The sequence below is a fragment of the Escherichia sp. E1130 genome, from assembly GCF_005781065.1.
Lineage (GTDB): Bacteria > Pseudomonadota > Gammaproteobacteria > Enterobacterales > Enterobacteriaceae > Escherichia.
On sequence record NZ_VATL01000001.1, the window covers coordinates 44,704 to 64,991 of the forward strand.

The 20,288-nt window shown below is 48.5% G+C and carries 19 protein-coding genes; 15 read left to right on the forward strand and 4 right to left on the reverse strand.

Annotated features, from left to right (window positions below):
* Nucleotide 1: 1 nt before the first annotated feature.
* Nucleotides 2–1,162 carry a cystathionine gamma-synthase gene (metB, locus tag FEK66_RS00170; RefSeq protein WP_001353720.1) on the reverse strand — a complete coding sequence of 387 codons (1,161 nt, stop codon included), beginning with the start codon at nucleotides 1,160–1,162 and terminating at the stop codon, nucleotides 2–4.
* 276 nt (nucleotides 1,163–1,438) lie between these two features.
* Here metB and metJ point away from each other — a divergent pair, with 276 nt between their 5' ends.
* Together metJ and FEK66_RS00180 are read left to right on the forward strand one after the other, a co-directional pair.
* Complete coding sequence (metJ, locus tag FEK66_RS00175; protein ID WP_000852812.1) at nucleotides 1,439–1,756, forward strand: met regulon transcriptional regulator MetJ; 318 nt, start codon at nucleotides 1,439–1,441, stop codon at nucleotides 1,754–1,756.
* 59 nt (nucleotides 1,757–1,815) lie between these two features.
* Nucleotides 1,816–2,424: a YiiX family permuted papain-like enzyme gene (locus FEK66_RS00180; protein ID WP_130206590.1), complete on the forward strand. Its 609-nt coding sequence runs from the start codon at nucleotides 1,816–1,818 to the stop codon at nucleotides 2,422–2,424.
* A gap of 163 nt (nucleotides 2,425–2,587) precedes the next feature.
* Here FEK66_RS00180 and FEK66_RS00185 read toward each other — a convergent pair whose 3' ends face one another.
* Nucleotides 2,588–3,973 (reverse strand): MFS transporter, encoded by a 1,386-nt coding sequence (locus FEK66_RS00185; RefSeq protein ID WP_130206592.1) that lies wholly within the window; start codon nucleotides 3,971–3,973, stop codon nucleotides 2,588–2,590.
* Nucleotides 3,974–4,362: 389 nt separating this feature from the next.
* Between FEK66_RS00185 and FEK66_RS00190 the strand changes: the two genes are divergently transcribed.
* The 4 genes from FEK66_RS00190 to FEK66_RS00205 all read left to right on the forward strand — a co-directional run bounded on the left by FEK66_RS00190 (nucleotide 4,363) and on the right by FEK66_RS00205 (nucleotide 9,305).
* On the forward strand, nucleotides 4,363–4,638 hold the full coding sequence (locus tag FEK66_RS00190; protein WP_131161572.1) for a hypothetical protein: 276 nt from the start codon (nucleotides 4,363–4,365) through the stop codon (nucleotides 4,636–4,638).
* Between the two features lie 205 nt (nucleotides 4,639–4,843).
* Nucleotides 4,844–6,076 (forward strand): ABC transporter substrate-binding protein, encoded by a 1,233-nt coding sequence (locus FEK66_RS00195; RefSeq protein WP_135495372.1) that lies wholly within the window; start codon nucleotides 4,844–4,846, stop codon nucleotides 6,074–6,076.
* Complete coding sequence (locus tag FEK66_RS00200) at nucleotides 6,073–8,040, forward strand: ATP-binding protein (protein ID WP_135495373.1); 1,968 nt, start codon at nucleotides 6,073–6,075, stop codon at nucleotides 8,038–8,040. Before FEK66_RS00195 ends, FEK66_RS00200 begins: the two co-directional genes overlap by 4 nt.
* A gap of 2 nt (nucleotides 8,041–8,042) precedes the next feature.
* Complete coding sequence (locus FEK66_RS00205; RefSeq protein ID WP_131161569.1) at nucleotides 8,043–9,305, forward strand: sigma-54 dependent transcriptional regulator; 1,263 nt, start codon at nucleotides 8,043–8,045, stop codon at nucleotides 9,303–9,305.
* Between the two features lie 81 nt (nucleotides 9,306–9,386).
* On the opposite strand, the gene rpmE is transcribed toward FEK66_RS00205, so the two are convergent.
* Complete coding sequence (gene rpmE / locus FEK66_RS00210; RefSeq protein ID WP_000710769.1) at nucleotides 9,387–9,599, reverse strand: 50S ribosomal protein L31; 213 nt, start codon at nucleotides 9,597–9,599, stop codon at nucleotides 9,387–9,389.
* Nucleotides 9,600–9,802: 203 nt separating this feature from the next.
* On the opposite strand from rpmE, the gene priA reads away from it, so the two are divergent.
* The 8 genes from priA to FEK66_RS00250 all read left to right on the forward strand — a co-directional run bounded on the left by priA (nucleotide 9,803) and on the right by FEK66_RS00250 (nucleotide 18,502).
* Entirely contained in the window at nucleotides 9,803–12,001 is a 2,199-nt protein-coding gene (gene priA, locus FEK66_RS00215; protein WP_130206602.1) for a primosomal protein N', read from the forward strand.
* Nucleotides 12,002–12,156: 155 nt separating this feature from the next.
* On the forward strand, nucleotides 12,157–13,182 hold the full coding sequence (gene cytR / locus FEK66_RS00220; protein ID WP_130206604.1) for a DNA-binding transcriptional regulator CytR: 1,026 nt from the start codon (nucleotides 12,157–12,159) through the stop codon (nucleotides 13,180–13,182).
* A gap of 91 nt (nucleotides 13,183–13,273) precedes the next feature.
* Nucleotides 13,274–14,233, forward strand: coding sequence for a cell division protein FtsN (gene ftsN / locus FEK66_RS00225; protein ID WP_135495374.1), 960 nt, complete (start codon nucleotides 13,274–13,276; stop codon nucleotides 14,231–14,233).
* Between the two features lie 92 nt (nucleotides 14,234–14,325).
* Nucleotides 14,326–14,856, forward strand: a complete 531-nt coding sequence (gene hslV / locus FEK66_RS00230; RefSeq protein WP_000208242.1) for an ATP-dependent protease subunit HslV — start codon at nucleotides 14,326–14,328, stop codon at nucleotides 14,854–14,856.
* 9 nt (nucleotides 14,857–14,865) lie between these two features.
* Nucleotides 14,866–16,197 carry an HslU--HslV peptidase ATPase subunit gene (hslU, locus tag FEK66_RS00235; protein ID WP_001293348.1) on the forward strand — a complete coding sequence of 444 codons (1,332 nt, stop codon included), beginning with the start codon at nucleotides 14,866–14,868 and terminating at the stop codon, nucleotides 16,195–16,197.
* Between the two features lie 66 nt (nucleotides 16,198–16,263).
* Nucleotides 16,264–17,190 (forward strand): 1,4-dihydroxy-2-naphthoate polyprenyltransferase, encoded by a 927-nt coding sequence (menA, locus tag FEK66_RS00240; protein ID WP_130206608.1) that lies wholly within the window; start codon nucleotides 16,264–16,266, stop codon nucleotides 17,188–17,190.
* Between the two features lie 92 nt (nucleotides 17,191–17,282).
* Complete coding sequence (gene rraA, locus FEK66_RS00245; RefSeq protein ID WP_000872908.1) at nucleotides 17,283–17,768, forward strand: ribonuclease E activity regulator RraA; 486 nt, start codon at nucleotides 17,283–17,285, stop codon at nucleotides 17,766–17,768.
* Between the two features lie 59 nt (nucleotides 17,769–17,827).
* Nucleotides 17,828–18,502, forward strand: a complete 675-nt coding sequence (locus FEK66_RS00250) for a hypothetical protein (RefSeq protein ID WP_138211387.1) — start codon at nucleotides 17,828–17,830, stop codon at nucleotides 18,500–18,502.
* Between the two features lie 251 nt (nucleotides 18,503–18,753).
* On the opposite strand, the gene zapB is transcribed toward FEK66_RS00250, so the two are convergent.
* A complete protein-coding gene (zapB, locus tag FEK66_RS00255) occupies nucleotides 18,754–18,999 on the reverse strand; it encodes a septal ring assembly protein ZapB (protein WP_001296623.1) in 246 nt (81 codons plus the stop codon).
* Between the two features lie 424 nt (nucleotides 19,000–19,423).
* Here zapB and glpF point away from each other — a divergent pair, with 424 nt between their 5' ends.
* Nucleotides 19,424–20,269 carry a glycerol uptake facilitator protein GlpF gene (gene glpF, locus FEK66_RS00260; RefSeq protein ID WP_130206614.1) on the forward strand — a complete coding sequence of 282 codons (846 nt, stop codon included), beginning with the start codon at nucleotides 19,424–19,426 and terminating at the stop codon, nucleotides 20,267–20,269.
* Nucleotides 20,270–20,288 lie beyond the last annotated feature (19 nt).

Sequence of the window (20,288 nt, forward strand, 5' to 3'; positions counted from 1 at the left end):
TTTACCCCTTGTTTGCAGCCCGGAAGCCATTTTCCAGGTCGGCAATTAAATCTTCGCCATCTTCAATACCGGTGGAGATACGCAGCAGCGTCTCGGAGATCCCGGCGGCAGCACGCGCTTCTGGCGCCATGCCTGCATGTGTCATGGTTGCGGCGTGAGAGATTAAACTTTCCACTCCCCCTAACGATTCCGCCAGCGTAAACAACGACAGCCCGCCCAGGAAACGACGCAGCGTCTGCTCATCGCCATCCAGTTCAAAACTCAACATTGCGCCAAAGCCTTTTTGCTGGCGCGCGGCAATTTCATGCCCCTGATTTTCCGGCAGCGACGGGTGATACAGTTTTTTCACCAACGGCTGGGTTTGCAGATATTTCACAATCGCCTGCGCGTTGCGCTGGGCCAGCTCCATACGCGGCACCAGAGTACGCAACCCTCGCAGTAGCAGATAGCTGTCAAACGCGCCGCCCGTCACGCCAATATTGTTTGCCCACCAGGCAAGTTCAGTGACAACGTCCGGGTCTTTAGCAATCACCACGCCGGCCACCACGTCAGAGTGGCCGTTCAGATATTTCGTACATGAATGCAACACCAGATCGGCACCCAATGCCAGCGGATTTTGCAATGCCGGGCTTAAGAAGGTGTTATCCACCACGCTCACCGCCCCGACTTCCCTTGCCAGATGGCAGATTTTCGCAATATCCACGACGCGTAACAATGGATTACTTGGGCTTTCTACCAGCACCAGTTTAGGTTTTTCCGCCAGTGCCGCCTGCAATGCCTGCTCATCACCTTGATCAACAAACAACACGCGATAGCAACCGCGTTTCGCCAGGCTGTCAAACAGGCGATAGCTGCCGCCGTAGCAGTCGTGTGGCGCAACCAGTAGATCGCCGGGTTTCAAAAAGACGGTAGTCACCAGGTGGATCGCGGACATGCCGGTATTAGTAAGCACTGCACCAGCACCGCCTTCCAGTTCTGCCAGCGCACGCTGAACCACATCGCGCGTTGGATTGCCGCGACGCGAGTAATCATGCGCGCGCGGCTCGTTAAATCCGGTAAAGTTATAGGTGCTGGAAAGATGGATTGGAGGGACAACGCAACCATACTGTTCGTCGTCATTTAACCCACTACGCACTGCGATGGTGGCCTGTTTACGCGTCATGTGATGAAGTTCCCTGGGCTTTGTCGGTGAAATGTCAGGCACCAGAGTAAACATTGTGTTAATGGACGTCAATACATCTGGACATCTAAACTTCTTTGCGTATAGATTGAGCAATTCCCCAATAACCGTTAAAATTACATGCATTATCACGCCGACAGGTGCATTACACGATGTCACGGTAGCGCCTGTACGGTAAACTATGCGGGTTTATGGCCATTACCCACATTAATTGTGTGGTCTGGTTTCAATTTATTGACGAAGAGGATTAAGTATCTCATGGCTGAATGGAGCGGCGAATATATCAGCCCATACGCTGAGCACGGCAAGAAGAGTGAACAAGTCAAAAAGATTACGGTTTCCATTCCTCTTAAGGTGTTAAAAATCCTCACCGATGAACGCACGCGTCGTCAGGTGAACAACCTGCGTCACGCTACCAACAGCGAACTGCTGTGCGAAGCGTTTCTGCATGCCTTTACCGGGCAACCTCTGCCGGATGATGCCGACCTGCGTAAAGAGCGCAGCGACGAAATTCCGGAAGCGGCAAAAGAGATCATGCGTGAGATGGGGATTAACCCGGAGACGTGGGAATACTAATGCTGAAAAAAGCGGTCTGGCGTTAACCAGCCGCTTTTTTTATACATGGACGTTTAACTATGAAAAACAGGCTGCTGATCCTCAGCCTGCTGGTTTCTGTACCTGCCTTTGCCTGGCAACCACAAACCGGCGACATCATCTTTCAGATCTCTCCCTCATCGCAAAGTAAAGCGATCCAACTGGCAACTCATTCCGATTACAGCCACACCGGTATGCTGGTGATACGCAACAAAAAGCCCTACGTTTTTGAAGCGGTCGGCCCGGTGAAATACACCCCCCTCAAGCAGTGGATCGCCCACGGTGAAGATGGCAAATACATTGTTCGCCGCGTTGAAGGCGGACTGAATACCGAACAACAGCAAAAACTGGCGCAAACGGCAAAACGTTATCTCGGCAAACCGTATGACTTTAGCTTCTCGTGGAGCGATGATCGTCAGTACTGCTCGGAAGTCGTTTGGAAGGTTTATCAGAACGCGCTGGGAATGCGCATAGGTGAACAGCAAAAGCTGAAAGAATTCGATCTTAGCAACCCGCTGGTCCAGGGAAAGCTTAAAGAACGATACGGTAAAAATATCCCGCTTGAGGAAACGGTGGTTTCGCCACAAGCCGTTTTCGATGCGCCACAACTCACCACGGTTGCCAAAGAATGGCCGCTGTTTTCCTGGTAATGGATTACTGTGAACACGGCTGGCGTTCCCGCCGCAAACGTTAATCGCGTTTTGCCATAACTCGAAATGCGCTTTACGCAACCAAACGGGTACGAAATCGATGATGAAAGGTAATTGTGCGGAGAAGCAAGTGGGCCAATCACATCGTGACTGGCCCTAAAACTTAGCTTTTTTGGGTCTGAAGCTCTGGTTGATACGTCTCAGCATCATTTTGACGTTGTTTTTCCATAGCAATCGCACCAAAGTGCGTTAACGTACAGAAAATGATGCAACAGATAACACCAGCAAGCAGAAGATAAAAACCACCATCCCAACCAACCTCATCGACCATAATACCAAACAGGCTTGTACCAAGCGTCGCTCCAAGAATATAGCTCATGAAACCACGCAAACCGACAGCGGAGCCCACGGCAAAACTGGGAACAATTTCCATTGTCTGAACAGAGGCCAGGAACTGCGGAACATAGATAAGGCAGCCCACGCAAGCAGCGAAAATAGTAATAGAGAGTAGAGAATCGCTTTTCCAGTAGCCCAACAGGCAGAAGAAAATCAATACCATACTGATAATCGCTGGCGGCATACGGCGACCATGAAATAATTTATCACTCAACCAGCCAGCAAATAATGTCGTTGGAATAGCCGCCCATTCGAAGATTAAAAATGCCGTACTCATTTCGGTCTTTGTAAAATGCTTCACGCTTAACAAATAAATAGGTAACCAGCTGATAATTCCGAAACGCACCATATAGACAAAAACATCAACGAAAGAGACAAACCAGGCATTCTTATTTTTAAGCACATAGGTACAAAAAATTTGCCAGGCCGTCATATCTTCCGGCGCACGATCATCTTTTGCTTTAATGCTGACGTCGTCCGGAACGATTTCGTTTAATGGCGGCAAACCTTCACTTACCGGTGAACCTTTACCTGACATCAGTACCACGATAGCAATGACAACAGAGACAATCGCTGGAATAACATATGTTGCTATTTTCCAGTGTTCAGTGCCCAGTACGGCAAATGCGCCGCCGACAATCGGAGCAACAATACCACCACCCACGTTGTGCGAAATATTCCAGACCGCGCCGACAATGCCCCGTTCTTTACGAGGAAACCAGTTGGCGATCGTAATAAATGACGGGCCAACACCCATTCCCTGAAAGAAACCATTCAGAATGACAAGTCCTGCAAACATCCAGAATGCGAAACTAAAACCAAGTGCCACGTTAACGAGAGCACAAAGTATTAAACCCACTGCCATATATACTTTAGGATTAGCTTTATCCGCCAGACTGCTCATTATCCCTTTACTAATACCGTAGGCTATCAGCATACAACTGCTTAACAGCCCTATTTGCGTCGCAGAAAGATTGAGCTCTTGTTTTAAATACGGTGTAGAGAGAACAAAGTTATTCCTGACAATGTAATACGAAAGATAACCGATAAATACGCTGAATAACGCCTGCATACGGTAACGATTATAGGTACTTTTCACTTCACTTTCAGGAACCTTATGTGTTGCCACTTTAGGTTTCAATAAAGAAAGCATATATCACCTTCCAGTTCATAGTGTTGTTTAATCAAATAATAATATTCATAGCAATGCTCATTACTACTCTCTGAAGAGTATTTAAAAAGCCTTTGCTTAGTGAGTTTTGAAGATAGTGAAGCAAGAGAGTTTAAGTTACAATACAGGGCAAATGAGTCAAAACTGACTCAAAAAAACAAATTCAATGTTCCATTTCTTTCCCATATTTGATGTTGGAAAATGCAACATGGTTATTATTTAAACCTTAACGTGTTACAACAGGCCCAATTTAAAAAAAATTAGTTTTATTAAAATTTTCATTTTTTGAGTTCAATCACATATTTTGCTTCTATAATCGGGATCATTGAAGATACTTGTTCTTGTTATGCCAGAGAACCATGCTGCACAACATGAAAACCTTCATCACCGCACAACAAAAAGCAGAGTCTGAACACCTTCAGGATATCCGTCGTAACACGCTGATTTGCGCTCAAATTAGGGCCTTTTTTATGGTTTCTGAAGACTGGAACTCCGTCATGATTACTGAGGCGCTAAGTCTGCATCAGGCCACCGCAGATGACCCTATTTACGATAGTGCTTGTTATTACCATCCTCAACGAGTAAAAAATGGGATGAAGCCGCCAATAACAAATTTCATTTTTTACTGCTATACAGTCAGAACCTGAATCTGAGAGCGAAAATGTGGAAATTAATTAATGCACATTTCCGTAACAGTCACTTGCGGATATAGTAATGCTGGTTGCTTGCCGAATTAATGATAATTTACAAATACAAAAACATATGGCTTAAAGTTCGTTGCTTATGTTAACTAATGGATAACAACATGGATTACAGCCCAGGAATTTATCTCTTATTAATGGGATTTTTGACATGATTCGCATTATACAAAGAGCGCTAATCTGTTGGATTTTATATATCAGCGTTGCCTCAGCGCATGAATTAGTGATTGCTACAACGCTTTCTTCGGAAGCGACAGAGCACATTATCAGTCAATGGCAAAAGCAACCACAGGCAACCAAAATCCGTACGCTCAACCGAACCAGTGCATCTATTGAGCGCCTGCTGGAAAATCCATTGGGTGAAAATATTGATCTGGTACTGAGTTCATCCCCGATGTTGCTACAGCGGTTACAAAGTAAAAATCTGCTCCAGCCATTTAATAATCAAATAGAAACAAGTAGAAAGTTAGTACCGGAATCCATTCGTTCAACCACCGTTGCTGTTGCCATATCGGGCTACGGCATTCTTATCAATGTGGCGCATCTGGAAGACAAAAAAGAGCCTGTGCCAACGTCATGGCAGGAATTAAGTAAGTCGCGTTATCAAGGAACGCTATTAATGAGCAGTCCTTCTCGTTCAGATACTACTCATCTGATGATTGAAGATCTCCTGCAACAACAAGGATGGAGTAGCGGTTGGAGTACACTACTGAAAATAGGCGGTAATCTCGCCACCATTTCATCACGTAGCTTCGGCGTAGCAAATAAGATCAGTACAGGACTGGGGGACGCTGGTCCGGTAATCGACAATTACGCTAACGTACTGCTTAATAATTCAACTTTACGTTTCAGCTATTTCCCCAACTCGCGCGCAGCGCCTATGTTTATTGCCATTACAGAAGGCAGTAATCATCCACAAGAGGCGGGACGTTTTATTGATTTCTTGTTGAGTCAGGAAGGCCAGCAAGCACTGAGCGATTCTGATTCAGGGAAGTATCCGGTATATCCTCTGCCCTCCGGCACTCCACTCGCTGACCAACAAATGCGGTTATTTACATCTCCTTCGCTTGATTACCCGTTGATCATGCAACGCCAAAAGCTTGTGCAATTGTTATTTGATTATGCGATTACTTTTCGCCTTACCGAGCTTCAGAAAAGCTGGAAAGCATTATACGCCGCAGAACATCGACTTAAGCGGACATTGCCAGAGGTGCGCGCGCTATTAACCGCGGTTCCCGTTACTCCGCAACAGTCTGTTAATCCTACATATCTACAGCAATTCGAACTGCAATCAGGTTTTCGTGAAGCCCAGATTATGGCATGGCAGCAGTTTTTCCTGCAGCAGCAGCAATTAGTGAATACGCAACTTGAGTCATTAAAGTGAAACAACTACATACTATCGGGACGAGCTTGCGTCTCGCCTTTGTTTTTAGTGCCGTTCTTACGCTATTCGTTAGTGTAGTTAGCCTTTATTCCTGGCATGAACAAAATTCCCAGGTTCGCTACGCACTTGACGATTATTTCCCACGAATTCAGGCTTCATTTCTTTTTGAAGAAAACCTTACGGCATTGGTAAATGAATTCAATGAGCTACAACAGACAACCAACACCGATAGCCGCCTTCAGGTAAGAGAGCAAATTGAACAACGGCTACAAAAAATTCAGTCAATTAATCCCCATCTTGATTCAGTACATCAAAGTGCGCTTAACCAACAGGTCGCCAGTAGTCGCAAATTGCTGAGTAATCTCGATAAAGCATTAAATGAACATAATAAGGAAAACGGAAAACTCGACGTTATATCGTCAAGAGTTAACTGGTTGCATGACGATTTCAATAATGAACTCAACTCCCTGACTCAGGATTTAAGTTGGCAACAATCATCATTGCTCAATCAACTCAGCCAACGGAAAGATCTTCACGAAAACCAGGGGTTGCAAAATGCACTGCAATCTATTCAAAACGAGTTGCAGCTCGTTTTCGAACTCTCACATATAGAAACTGAAATCGTCAGTACCTTAAAGGAGATGCTTAACACGCATAACAATGATACCGAGTCGTTAAGACAACATATTCAATACCTGGATTTTTTGAAGCATAGCATTGACGAAAATGTGCGGTCGTTAGCTTCTTATTCCAGCACTATCACATTACACCAGACAGTTTATTCCCTGTGGGAACTGGGTACACAGAAAAGTTATCTACCCGGAACTCTGGCCGCCTGGCGGCAGGCTCAACAGACCCTTATGAATACCATCAGGGATAAAGAGCGTGTATTTACGCAAATACGCGGCCAATTAGAAACGCAACTGGGTAATAGCCATCAACAGCTACAAACTTTCAATCTGCGATTAGAAAAAATAATGCAAATTAGTGGACTACTGATTTTTGCCGCTATGGTGACGGCTTTACTGTTCGTTATTCTGGTGAATTACTTCTACATTCGGCCAAGAATGATCCGCCGTTTTCGCTTACTGAATGATGCCGTCGTCAAATTAAGTAACGGTGAACTCGATGCAGATATTCCAGTCTCCGGCAATGATGAGCTTGGTAGAATTGCCAACCTGCTCCGCCAGACGATAGCGCAAATTAATCAGCAGCAACGTCAACTGGGGCAGGAAATCTGTGATCGAATCGCGACAGAAAAAAATCTGCGAACAGCACAAAGTGAATTGATCCAAACCGCCAAACTGGCCGTAGTCGGGCAGACAATGACAACACTGGCACATGAAATCAATCAACCGCTTAATGCATTATCTATGTACCTGTTCAGCGCCAATCGCGCTATAGAGCAACAAGACGCTGGTTTGGCGAAAAACTATATCGTTACGATGCGATCGCTGGTTGAGCGCATGGATAATATCGTTAAACGACTGCGAAACTTCGCCCGCCGCCGCGATAGTGAACTCGTAGGTGGAGCAATTAATTTACAGCAGGTAATTTATTCATCCTGGGAGCTTCTGGCATTGAAACATCGGCCACTGAAAGCATCTCTTCACTACCCGGATAATTTTCCTGCCGTTTATGGCGATGATGTTTTGATTCAACAAGTTTTAGTTAATTTATTTACGAATGCCCTGGAAGCCAGTCAGGAAAAACCGCCCACAATAACCATTAACTTTGAAGAAGAAGACACCACGTTAACGCTCTATATTGCTGATAATGGAAAAGGCTGGCCAGTGCTTCTGGCTGATCGACTATTAACACCATTTACGACTGACAAAGCTGTAGGTTTAGGTATTGGTCTTTCGATTAGTCATTCTATTATGCGTCAGTGCCAGGGAGAGCTATATATCGCGTCTACCCTCGACCGCCATGCGTTGGTTATTCTATGTTTCAGGAAACTTTAAGCATGACAGATACAACTCCAACAATACTGCTCATTGATGACGACAATGATGTTCTGCAAGCCTACAGTTCTCTCTTACAGCAAGAGGGTTATACCGTATGTACCTGTAGCAATCCTTCAGAAGCGCTGCAATTGCTGCAAGATACCTGGGAAGGAATCGTGGTATGCGACGTTTGCATGCCGGATATTTCAGGCATTATGCTGCTGGAAAAAATAATGCTGATTGATCCTAATCTTCCCATTCTGATGATCACCGGCCACGGCGATGTCCCAATGGCCGTTGAAGCGGTAAAAAAAGGAGCGTGGGATTTCCTGCAAAAACCGATCAATCCGGAACAATTTTTATCGCTTATCGAAAAAGCGCTGGCAGAGCGTGAAGATTATCTGGAACAAAAAAAATGGCGACGAGCGCAATTTAATCGGCACTTAATTGGTAACAGTGGCTGGGTTCGTCAGACACGTCAGCAGCTTGAAACTCTGGCAGAAACCGATCTTCCCGTCTGTTTTTACGGCGAACCTGGAACCGGCAGAACATTAGCCGCCCATTATCTTCACCAATTTAGTTCTCGCAAGGAAAGGCCTTTAATTGAACGCACACTCAGCGCTAATAGTCAGCAACCGCTGGAAGAATGGGTGGAAGAAGCCAAAGGTGGCACGCTGTTATTAAAAGAACTTGAATATTTAACGCAAGAAAATCAGCGTCTCTTGATTCAACTCCAGGAACGCCCACAGGATCGGTCGTTTCGTCTGATTGTTGTTAATCAAAGCCCTCTGGCTGCACTTGCCGCCACACAAAAAATTATTCCCGCATTGTATTTTCTTTTTTCACTTACCCACATCGAATGCCCACCGCTAAGTCAACGCCCGGGGGATATTGAGCCTATTTTTCACCATTATCTGACTCTCACCTGTAAACGATTAAATCGCCAACAACCGCTGCTGGGGAAAACGTTTTATAAGCGACTGATGGCGCGAACCTGGCCCGGTAATATCATTGAATTAATAAATGCAGCAGAATTGGTGGCTGTGGGTGTTTTAATGCTGGACGATTCAGTCAGTTTGCAGATGATGGATGCTGATCCAACACCACTTGATGAACGTGTAGAAAGCTATGAAAGACAAATAATTATTGATGCACTCAACTTCTTCCAGGGACGTATCAACGACGTTGCCGATTACTTTCAGATCCCCAGAAAAAAACTGTATTTGCGCATGAAAAAATACGATATTGATAAAATGGATTTTCGCGATGTAAAGGAAAGATAACAATCCAATACGTTATCCTGCTAATGAAAGTTTTCAGGCACAAAAAAAGCGCCGTTCGGCGCTTTTTTCGGAAATCCGGTCTTATTTGCTGCCCGGGATGTTGAAACGCTTGTTGAAGCGGTCAACACGGCCACCGGTAGCAACATCACGCTGTTTGCCAGTGAAGAACGGGTGGCACTTGCTGCACACGTCGAGGTTCAGATCATGACCAACGGTGGAGCGGATTTTCATTACGTTACCGCAAGAGCAGCTAGCAGTAATTTCTTCGTATTTCGGGTGAATATCTTTTTTCATGGGAAAACCTCGGTTTAAGGCCGCGTCGCTCTTCCAGCCCTAACGCCAGACACCACGCGATGTTTAAAGTATAGTTTCAATACGATCATTTCGTATCAAAGGCGCCGAATCATACAGAAATTAACCAGCGTATGCAAACTGATCCGCACTCCTCTACCGCAATGTGTATACTGTTCCACCGAATTTCAAGTCAGGATGATGCTATGCCCGTTGCCCACGTTGCCTTGCCCGTTCCGCTTCCCCGCACCTTTGACTATCTCCTGCCAGAAGGCATGACTGTTAAAGCCGGGTGTCGCGTGCGCGTGCCGTTTGGCAAACAGCAGGAGCGCATCGGGATTGTCGTGTCAGTTAGCGACGTCAGCGAGTTGCCGCTCAACGAACTGAAAACCGTAGTAGAAGTGCTGGACAGTGAACCCGTTTTTTCCAGTTCCGTTTGGCGCTTACTGCTTTGGGCGGCGGATTACTATCATCATCCAATTGGCGATGTATTGTTTCATGCCTTGCCGATTTTATTGCGCCAGGGGCGGCCTGCGGCGAACGCGCCCATGTGGTACTGGTTTGCTACCGAACAAGGCCAGGCGGTGGATATCAACAGCCTGAAACGTTCGCCTAAGCAACAACAGGCGCTGGCGGCGTTGCGGCAAGGGAAAATCTGGCGTGACCAGGTAGCGGAACTTGAATTCAACGATGCCGCACTACAGGCGCTGCGCAAAAAAGGTCTTTGCGAGCTGGCAAGCGAAACGCCGGAATTTAGCGACTGGCGAACGAACTATGCTGTTACTGGCGAACGTCTACGGCTGAATACCGAACAAGCCACCGCCGTTGGCGCAATTCATAGCGCGGCGGATACTTTTTCTGCCTGGCTGCTGGCGGGCGTTACCGGTTCCGGTAAAACAGAGGTTTATTTGAGCGTGCTGGAAAACGTGCTCGCTCAGGGCAAGCAGGCGCTGGTGATGGTGCCGGAAATCGGCCTGACACCCCAGACGATCGCCCGTTTTCGTGAACGGTTTAATGCGCCAGTGGAAGTTCTGCATTCCGGCCTGAATGACAGTGAGCGCCTTTCGGCCTGGCTGAAAGCGAAAAATGGCGAGGCGGCGATTGTGATTGGCACCCGTTCCGCACTGTTTACACCGTTTAAAAATCTCGGTGTGATTGTTATCGATGAAGAGCACGATAGTTCCTACAAGCAGCAGGAAGGCTGGCGCTATCATGCCCGCGACCTGGCGGTATATCGCGCGCACAGCGAGCAAATCCCGATAATTCTCGGTTCGGCAACACCCGCGCTGGAAACGTTATGCAACGTGCAGCAGAAAAAATACCGCCTGCTGCGTCTGACACGTCGGGCGGGTAATGCGCGTCCGGCAATTCAACATGTACTGGATTTAAAAGGTCAGAAGGTGCAGGCGGGGCTGGCTCCGGCGTTAATCACCCGTATGCGCCAGCATTTGCAGGCCGATAACCAGGTCATTCTCTTTCTTAACCGCCGTGGTTTTGCGCCTGCACTGCTGTGCCACGACTGCGGCTGGATTGCCGAATGTCCACGTTGCGATCACTACTACACGTTGCATCAGGCGCAGCAGCATTTGCGCTGCCATCATTGCGACAGTCAGCGTCCAGTACCGCGCCAGTGTCCGTCCTGCGGCTCTACCCATCTGGTGCCGGTGGGTCTGGGAACAGAACAACTTGAACAGACGTTAGCGCCGCTTTTCCCTGGTGTAGCCATTTCACGTATCGACCGCGATACCACCAGCCGTAAAGGCGCGCTGGAGCAGCAACTGGCAGAAGTGCATCGCGGCGGCGCGCGAATTTTGATTGGCACGCAAATGCTGGCGAAAGGTCACCATTTCCCGGATGTAACGCTGGTTGCATTACTGGACGTGGACGGCGCGCTGTTTTCTGCCGATTTTCGCTCGGCGGAGCGTTTTGCCCAGCTATACACCCAGGTGGCAGGCCGTGCCGGACGCGCAGGTAAACAAGGCGAAGTGGTGCTGCAAACGCACCATCCGGAACATCCTCTCTTACAAACCTTGCTGTATAAAGGTTATGACGCTTTTGCGGAACAGGCGTTGGCCGAGCGGCGAATGATGCAACTGCCGCCGTGGACCAGCCATGTGATTGTGCGCGCGGAGGATCATAACAATCAGCACGCGCCGCTGTTCCTGCAACAGTTGCGTAATCTGCTTCTCTCCAGCCCATTGGCGGATGACAAATTGTGGGTTCTCGGCCCGGTTCCGGCGCTGGCGCCTAAACGCGGCGGTCGCTGGCGCTGGCAAATCTTGTTGCAGCACCCTTCCCGCGTGCGTTTACAACACATCATCAATGGCACACTGGCGCTTATCAATACCATACCGGATTCACGCAAAGTGAAATGGGTGCTGGATGTTGATCCCATTGAGGGGTAAACCACTCACGATGCGAGGCGGATCGAAAAATTAAATATTCATCACACTTTTCATGAAAATTCTGTAACCGTTTTCACGCACTATCTGCTAAAAATGTTGCCGATATGAAGTAAACATGGATGTAGTACGCCTGACGTGCCAGGCGAGGAGTGAGTGTGAAAGCGAAGAAGCAGGAAACTGCCGCAACAATGAAAGACGTTGCCCTGAAGGCAAAAGTCTCTACAGCGACCGTCTCCCGAGCATTAATGAATCCAGATAAAGTCTCCCTGGCCACCCGTAATCGGGTTGAAAAAGCAGCCCGGGAAGTGGGTTATTTTCCGCAGCCAATGGGGCGTAACGCTAAGCGTAATGAATCCCGAACGATTCTGGTGATTGTCCCGGATATCTGCGACCCCTTCTTTAGCGAAATTATTCGCGGTATCGAAGTCACGGCGGCAAGTCATGGATATCTGGTACTGATTGGCGACTGCGCACACCAAAATCAGCAGGAAAAGACCTTTATCGACTTGATCATCACCAAACAAATTGATGGCATGTTGCTGCTGGGTTCAAGGCTGCCGTTTGATGCAAGCATAGAGGAACAACGTAATCTGCCGCCGATGGTGATGGCGAACGAATTCGCACCAGAGCTGGAACTGCCTACGGTTCATATCGACAACCTGACCGCTGCCTTTGATGCCGTAAATTATCTGTATGAACAAGGGCATAAACTGATTGGCTGTATTGCCGGCCCCGAAGAGATGCCATTGTGTCACTACCGTCTACAAGGCTACGTGCAGGCACTGCGTCGCTGCGGCATTATGGTTGATCCGCAATATATCGCCCGGGGCGACTTCACCTTCGAAGCCGGAAGTAAAGCCATGCAACAGCTGCTCGACCTTCCGCAACCGCCAACTGCCGTCTTCTGTCATAGCGATGTCATGGCGCTCGGCGCACTTTCTCAGGCGAAACGCCAGGGGCTGAAAGTCCCTGACGACCTTTCCATAATCGGTTTTGACAACATCGACCTGACACAATTTTGCGATCCGCCGCTGACAACCATTGCACAGCCGCGCTACGAAATTGGTCGGGAAGCTATGCTGTTACTGCTTGATCAAATGCAGGGGCAAACGGTCGGAAGCGGCTCACGTTTAATGGACTGCGAGCTTATTATCCGGGGATCGACGCGCACGTTATCTTAAAGTAAACCTTTAAGGCTTCCGTGACTGGTCAAAGGCCCGCCGCTTAAGTAACATGGCGGGCTGACGAACGAATAAATACAGCGAAACGATAGTGGCACAACGAGATTATGTACGCCGCAGCCAACCGGCACCTTCGCGGCGAAAAAAGAGCACCTCACGGAAAAAGCAACGAAATATGCCTGCGGTTTCTCCCGCAATGGTCGCTATTGCTGCAGCCGTTCTTGTGACCTTTATCGGGGGTCTGTACTTCATTACGCACCACAAGAAAGAAGAGTCTGAGACGCTGCAAAGCCAGAAAGTGACCGGAAACGGACTACCTCCGAAACCGGAAGAACGTTGGCGCTATATTAAAGAGCTGGAAAGTCGCCAGCCGGGCGTACGTGCGCCAACAGAACCGTCTGCTGGCGGCGAAGTGAAAACGCCGGATCAGCTGACTCCGGAGCAGCGCCAGCTTCTTGAACAAATGCAGGCTGATATGCGTCAGCAACCAACGCAGCTCGCCGAAGTCCCGTGGAATGAGCAGACACCGGCACAGCGCCAGCAAACGCTGCAACGCCAGCGTCAGGCGCAGCAGTTAGCGGAACAGCAACGCCTGGCTCAGCAGTCGCGTACGACCGAGCAAAGCTGGCAGCAACAGACGCGTACGTCGCAAGCCGCGCCGGTACAAGCGCAACCGCGCCAGTCTAAACCGGCTTCTACCCAGCAACCGTACCAGGATCTGCTGCAAACGCCTGCGCATACAACCTCGCAGCCGAAGCCACAGCAGGCCGCACCAGTAGCACGCGCGGCTGAAGCGCCAAAACCAACAGTGGAGAAGAAAGATGAACGTCGCTGGATGGTTCAGTGCGGTTCATTTAAAGGTGCTGAACAGGCTGAGACTGTACGTGCGCAGTTGGCTTTCGAAGGCTTTGACTCGAAGATTACCACCAACAATGGCTGGAATCGTGTGGTCATCGGGCCGGTGAAAGGCAAAGAGAACGCTGACAACACCCTCAATCGTTTGAAGATGGCAGGCCATACAAACTGCATTCGGCTCGCCACCGGGGGTTGAAACCCTCAAAATCTCCCCCATCTATACTTGCATTATGCCCCGCACAATTGTGCGGGGCTTGAATTCTGTATTCCTAACCAAGGGGTCTGCTCGTGACAACTATAGTAAGCGTACGCCGTAATGGCCACGTAGTAATCGCCGGTGATGGTCAGGCCACACTGGGTAACACCGTAATGAAAGGCAACGTTAAAAAAGTTCGCCGCCTGTATAACGATAAAGTAATCGCAGGCTTTGCCGGCGGCACGGCGGATGCCTTCACGCTGTTCGAACTGTTTGAACGTAAACTGGAAATGCATCAGGGCCATCTGGTTAAAGCGGCAGTTGAGCTGGCAAAAGACTGGCGTACCGATCGCATGTTGCGCAAACTTGAAGCACTGCTGGCGGTCGCGGACGAAACTGCATCGCTGATCATCACCGGTAACGGTGACGTGGTGCAGCCAGAAAACGATCTTATTGCTATCGGCTCCGGCGGCCCTTACGCCCAGGCTGCGGCACGCGCTCTGTTAGAAAACACAGAACTTAGCGCCCGTGAAATTGCTGAAAAGGCGTTGGATATTGCAGGCGATATTTGCATCTATACCAACCATTTCCATACCATCGAAGAATTAAGCTACAAAGCGTAAGGATCTCCCATGTCTGAAATGACCCCACGCGAAATCGTCAGCGAACTTGATAAGCACATCATCGGCCAGGATAACGCTAAGCGTTCCGTGGCGATTGCACTGCGTAACCGCTGGCGCCGCATGCAGCTCAACGAAGAGTTGCGCCATGAAGTAACCCCGAAAAACATTCTGATGATCGGCCCGACCGGCGTCGGTAAAACTGAAATCGCCCGTCGTCTGGCTAAGCTGGCGAACGCGCCGTTCATCAAAGTTGAAGCAACCAAATTCACCGAAGTCGGTTATGTAGGTAAAGAAGTCGATTCTATTATTCGCGACCTGACCGATGCCGCAGTGAAAATGGTGCGTGTACAAGCTATCGAGAAAAACCGTTATCGCGCTGAAGAACTGGCAGAAGAACGTATTCTCGACGTGCTGATCCCACCGGCTAAAAACAACTGGGGACAGACCGAACAGCAGCAGGAACCTTCCGCTGCCCGTCAGGCATTCCGCAAAAAACTGCGTGAAGGCCAACTCGATGACAAAGAAATCGAGATCGATCTTGCCGCAGCACCGATGGGCGTTGAAATTATGGCGCCTCCGGGAATGGAAGAGATGACCAGTCAGTTGCAGTCTATGTTCCAGAACCTGGGCGGTCAGAAGCAAAAAGCGCGTAAGCTGAAAATCAAAGACGCCATGAAGCTGCTGATTGAAGAAGAAGCGGCGAAACTGGTAAATCCGGAAGAATTGAAGCAAGACGCTATCGACGCCGTAGAACAGCACGGGATCGTGTTCATCGACGAAATCGACAAAATCTGTAAGCGCGGCGAATCCTCCGGCCCGGATGTTTCTCGTGAAGGCGTTCAGCGTGACCTGCTGCCGCTGGTAGAAGGTTGTACTGTTTCTACCAAACACGGGATGGTCAAAACAGACCACATTCTGTTCATCGCTTCTGGCGCATTCCAGGTTGCGAAACCGTCTGACCTGATCCCAGAACTGCAAGGTCGTCTGCCGATCCGCGTTGAGCTGCAGGCCCTGACCACCAGCGACTTTGAGCGTATTCTGACCGAGCCGAATGCCTCTATCACCGTGCAGTACAAAGCACTGATGGCGACCGAAGGCGTGAATATTGAGTTCACCGACTCCGGTATCAAACGCATTGCAGAAGCGGCATGGCAGGTAAACGAATCTACCGAAAACATCGGTGCGCGTCGTTTACATACCGTTCTGGAGCGTTTGATGGAAGAGATTTCCTACGACGCCAGCGATTTAAGCGGTCAAACCATCACTATTGACGCAGATTATGTGAGCAAACATCTGGATGCGTTGGTGGCAGATGAAGATCTGAGCCGTTTTATCCTATAATCGCGTTCAATCATTTTCATCATTGTTTGATGGGGCTGAAAGGCCCCATTTTTATTGGCGCGTATTATGACTGAACAACAAATTAGCCGAACTCAGGCGTGGCTGGAAAGTTTACGACCTAAAACCCTCCCCCTCGCCTTTGCTGCAATTATCGTCGGGACGGCGCTGGCATGGTGGCAAGGTCACTTCGATCCGCTGGTCGCTCTGCTGGCACTCATTACCGCCGGGCTATTACAGATCCTCTCTAACCTCGCCAATGACTACGGTGATGCCGTCAAAGGTAGCGACAAACCTGACCGTATTGGACCGCTGCGCGGCATGCAAAAAGGGGTCATTACCCAGCAAGAGATGAAACGGGCGCTCATTATTACCGTCGTGCTCATTTGCCTCTCTGGACTGGCGCTGGTCGCAGTGGCGTGTCATAACCTGGCTGATTTTGTCGGCTTCCTGATTCTTGGTGGGTTATCAATTATCGCCGCTATCACCTATACCGTGGGCAATCGCCCTTATGGTTATATCGGCCTGGGTGATATTTCCGTACTGGTGTTCTTTGGCTGGTTGAGCGTGATGGGCAGCTGGTATTTGCAGGCGCATACGCTGATTCCGGCGCTGATCCTTCCGGCAACGGCCTGTGGTCTGCTGGCAACGGCGGTGCTCAACATTAACAATCTGCGCGATATCAATAGCGACCGCGAGAATGGCAAAAACACACTGGTAGTGCGCTTAGGTGAAGTGAACGCCCGTCGTTACCATGCTTGCCTGCTGATGGGCTCGCTGGTGTGTCTGGCGCTGTTTAATCTCTTTTCACTGCATAGCCTGTGGGGTTGGCTGTTCCTGCTGGCAGCACCGTTGCTGGTGAAGCAAGCCCGTTATGTGATGCATGAAATGGACCCGGTGGCGATGCGTCCGATGCTGGAACGCACCGTCAAAGGAGCATTACTAACTAACCTGCTGTTTGTTTTGGGAATATTCTTAAGCCAGTGGGCTACATAACTGACAAATATCAATTAACAATTGATGATTTTGCCAACAACCCACATAGCGCGATATACTGAAAATTCTCGCAGCAACTGAATGTTAAGCCTATGAAATACGATACTTCCGAGCTTTGTGACATCTATCAAGAAGATGTCAACGTCGTGGAACCGCTGTTCTCCAACTTTGGTGGACGGGCGTCGTTTGGCGGACAAATCATCACGGTAAAATGTTTCGAGGACAACGGGTTGCTGTACGATCTGCTCGAACAGAATGGCCGTGGTCGTGTCCTTGTCGTCGATGGCGGTGGTTCTGTTCGTCGCGCACTGGTCGATGCTGAACTGGCGCGTCTGGCAGTACAAAATGAATGGGAAGGCCTGGTCATTTACGGCGCGGTGCGTCAGGTAGATGATCTGGAAGAACTGGACATCGGCATCCAGGCGATGGCCGCAATTCCGGTTGGTGCCGCTGGCGAAGGCATTGGCGAAAGCGATGTCCGCGTCAATTTTGGCGGCGTCACCTTCTTCTCCGGCGACCATCTCTATGCCGACAATACCGGGATTATTCTTTCTGAAGATCCGCTGGATATTGAATAAGTATCTGCCATGCGTTAAAAGGGGAATTAAATTCCCCTTTTTTATACATGGACGTATTCATGCAAAATATTATTCTTTTAATTTTATATTTATTTCTTATAGCCGTTAACCATTTCCGCTACAAATTCCTTTTATCTGGCAACACCGGTGAAATGATTTTATATTTTGCTAACGTATTTTTTAACCCACTTGCCCTATCATTTATTACCGCCACAATCATCTGTATAACGATAAAAAAAAGAAGCAGCCGCAGCTTTATTCGCGGCACTTGTTGGTTAATGGGATTATTTCTTATCTATAGCAGCTATACGGTGTGGGAACGGCACAGCACATGGGATTATACTTTCCCGAGGCCAGGTATCACCGTCACGGTTCCGAGCAAACAGTGGGTTGCCAATATAGTAAAACAAGGGCCAACCCTGGTGACTCGGGATGCCCATGCTATTTTAGCTATTGTTGCCTTCTCACAAAATGAACTCGGTGTACATTCAATCGAGGAACTTACCGCGACTCAAAACGGAACTGCAGAAATGCATGTTTGTGATGTTCAGGGATTTACCTGCGCTTATCAGGAAGGAGTGCAAACAATGAGTGATGGCAAAGTAAGACATGCTATTTTCATGACTCTACTGGATAACACTAATTTGATACAACTGGTCGCAGCCATCGACCCAGATTATTTGGACGAATATCAAGAAGAAGTAATGAAAATGATGCTTTCTGCCCGTCAATGATCTGATTGATATATTATTGATACGAGATGCATTATCTTATTAATACTATGGATATTAGTTGTTTTTCTTAGCCACCTTCAGCACAGCAATCTGTGGTCCGGGGTCCCTGGCATGGCTGGAAAATATATCAGTTCAGTCTTTCTGGGGTCACTATTACGTCCCGTGCTTGTGTCAGGTCTTTTATGCGCATTCGCTCAAAAAACACTGAAGTAAAAAATAAGGCGCCTTGCGGCGCCTCTGCGTGGAAGAGATTAAACCTCTTCCATACGACCCAGCAGGGCCTGCAGACGTTCCTGCCAGCCGTTCTGCTGTTCTTTCAGATGGTTGTTCTCACGCTCCAGCTCTTCGCGCTGATGCTGGGCATTTTGAACTTCCTGCGACAGTGAGTTGTTTTTTTCTTTCAGCTCTTCGATTTCCATCTGCAACAGAGTGATGGTATCAATCGCCTGCTGTACTTTTGCTTCCAGTTTCTCAAACACTTCTAATGACATTGTCATACCTCTCCTGAATTGCAAGGCGTTGATGGATAAAAATCCTCGTCCCGATTACCGGTGACGCCTTAATAAATACGAGCGCATTTTAGTTAGCTCCGATTGTATGAAGCCGCGCCATCGCTGTCCAGCGGCACGCCTTGTAGATTACGGTTTGCCACACTTTTCATCCTTCTCCTGGTGACATAATCCACACCAATCGAAAATGTTAATAAAATTGTTACATTAATGTTCTAACAAACATACATCATGTATAGACAGATGAAAAAAATAGCGCGATAACGCTCATTTTATGACGAAGCACACACATTTTAAGTTCGATATTTCTCGTTTTCGCTCGTTAACGATAAGTTTACAGCATGCCTACAAGCATCGTGGAGGTCCGTGACTTTCACGCATACAACAAACATTAACTCTTCAGGATCCGATTATGAGTCAAACATCAACCTTGAAAGGCCAGTGCATCGCTGAATTCCTCGGTACCGGGTTGTTGATTTTTTTCGGTGTCGGTTGCGTTGCTGCACTTAAAGTCGCTGGCGCGTCTTTTGGTCAGTGGGAAATCAGTGTTATTTGGGGACTGGGGGTGGCGATGGCCATCTATCTAACCGCAGGGGTTTCCGGCGCACATCTTAATCCAGCTGTCACCATTGCGCTGTGGCTGTTTGCCTGTTTCGACAAGCGCAAGGTTATTCCTTATATCGTTTCACAAGTCGCCGGAGCTTTCTGCGCTGCGGCATTAGTTTACGGGCTTTACTACAATTTATTCTTCGACTTCGAGCAGACCCATCATATTGTTCGCGGAAGCGTCGAAAGTGTTGATCTGGCGGGTACTTTCTCTACTTATCCTAATCCTCATATCAATTTTGTGCAGGCCTTCGCAGTTGAGATGGTGATTACCGCTATTCTGATGGGGCTGATCCTGGCGTTAACGGACGATGGTAACGGCGTACCGCGCGGCCCTTTGGCTCCCTTGCTGATTGGTCTACTGATTGCGGTCATTGGCGCATCTATGGGTCCATTAACGGGCTTTGCCATGAACCCAGCACGTGATATCGGTCCGAAAGCCTTTGCCTGGCTGGCGGGCTGGGGCAATGTCGCCTTTACTGGCGGCAGAGACATTCCTTACTTCCTGGTGCCGCTTTTTGGCCCTATCGTTGGCGCGATTGTAGGTGCATTCGCCTACCGCAAACTGATTGGTCGCCATTTGCCTTGCGATATCTGTGTTGTGGAAGAAAAGGAGATCACAACTCCTTCAGAACAAAAAGCTTCGCTGTAATGTGACTACGGGACAATTA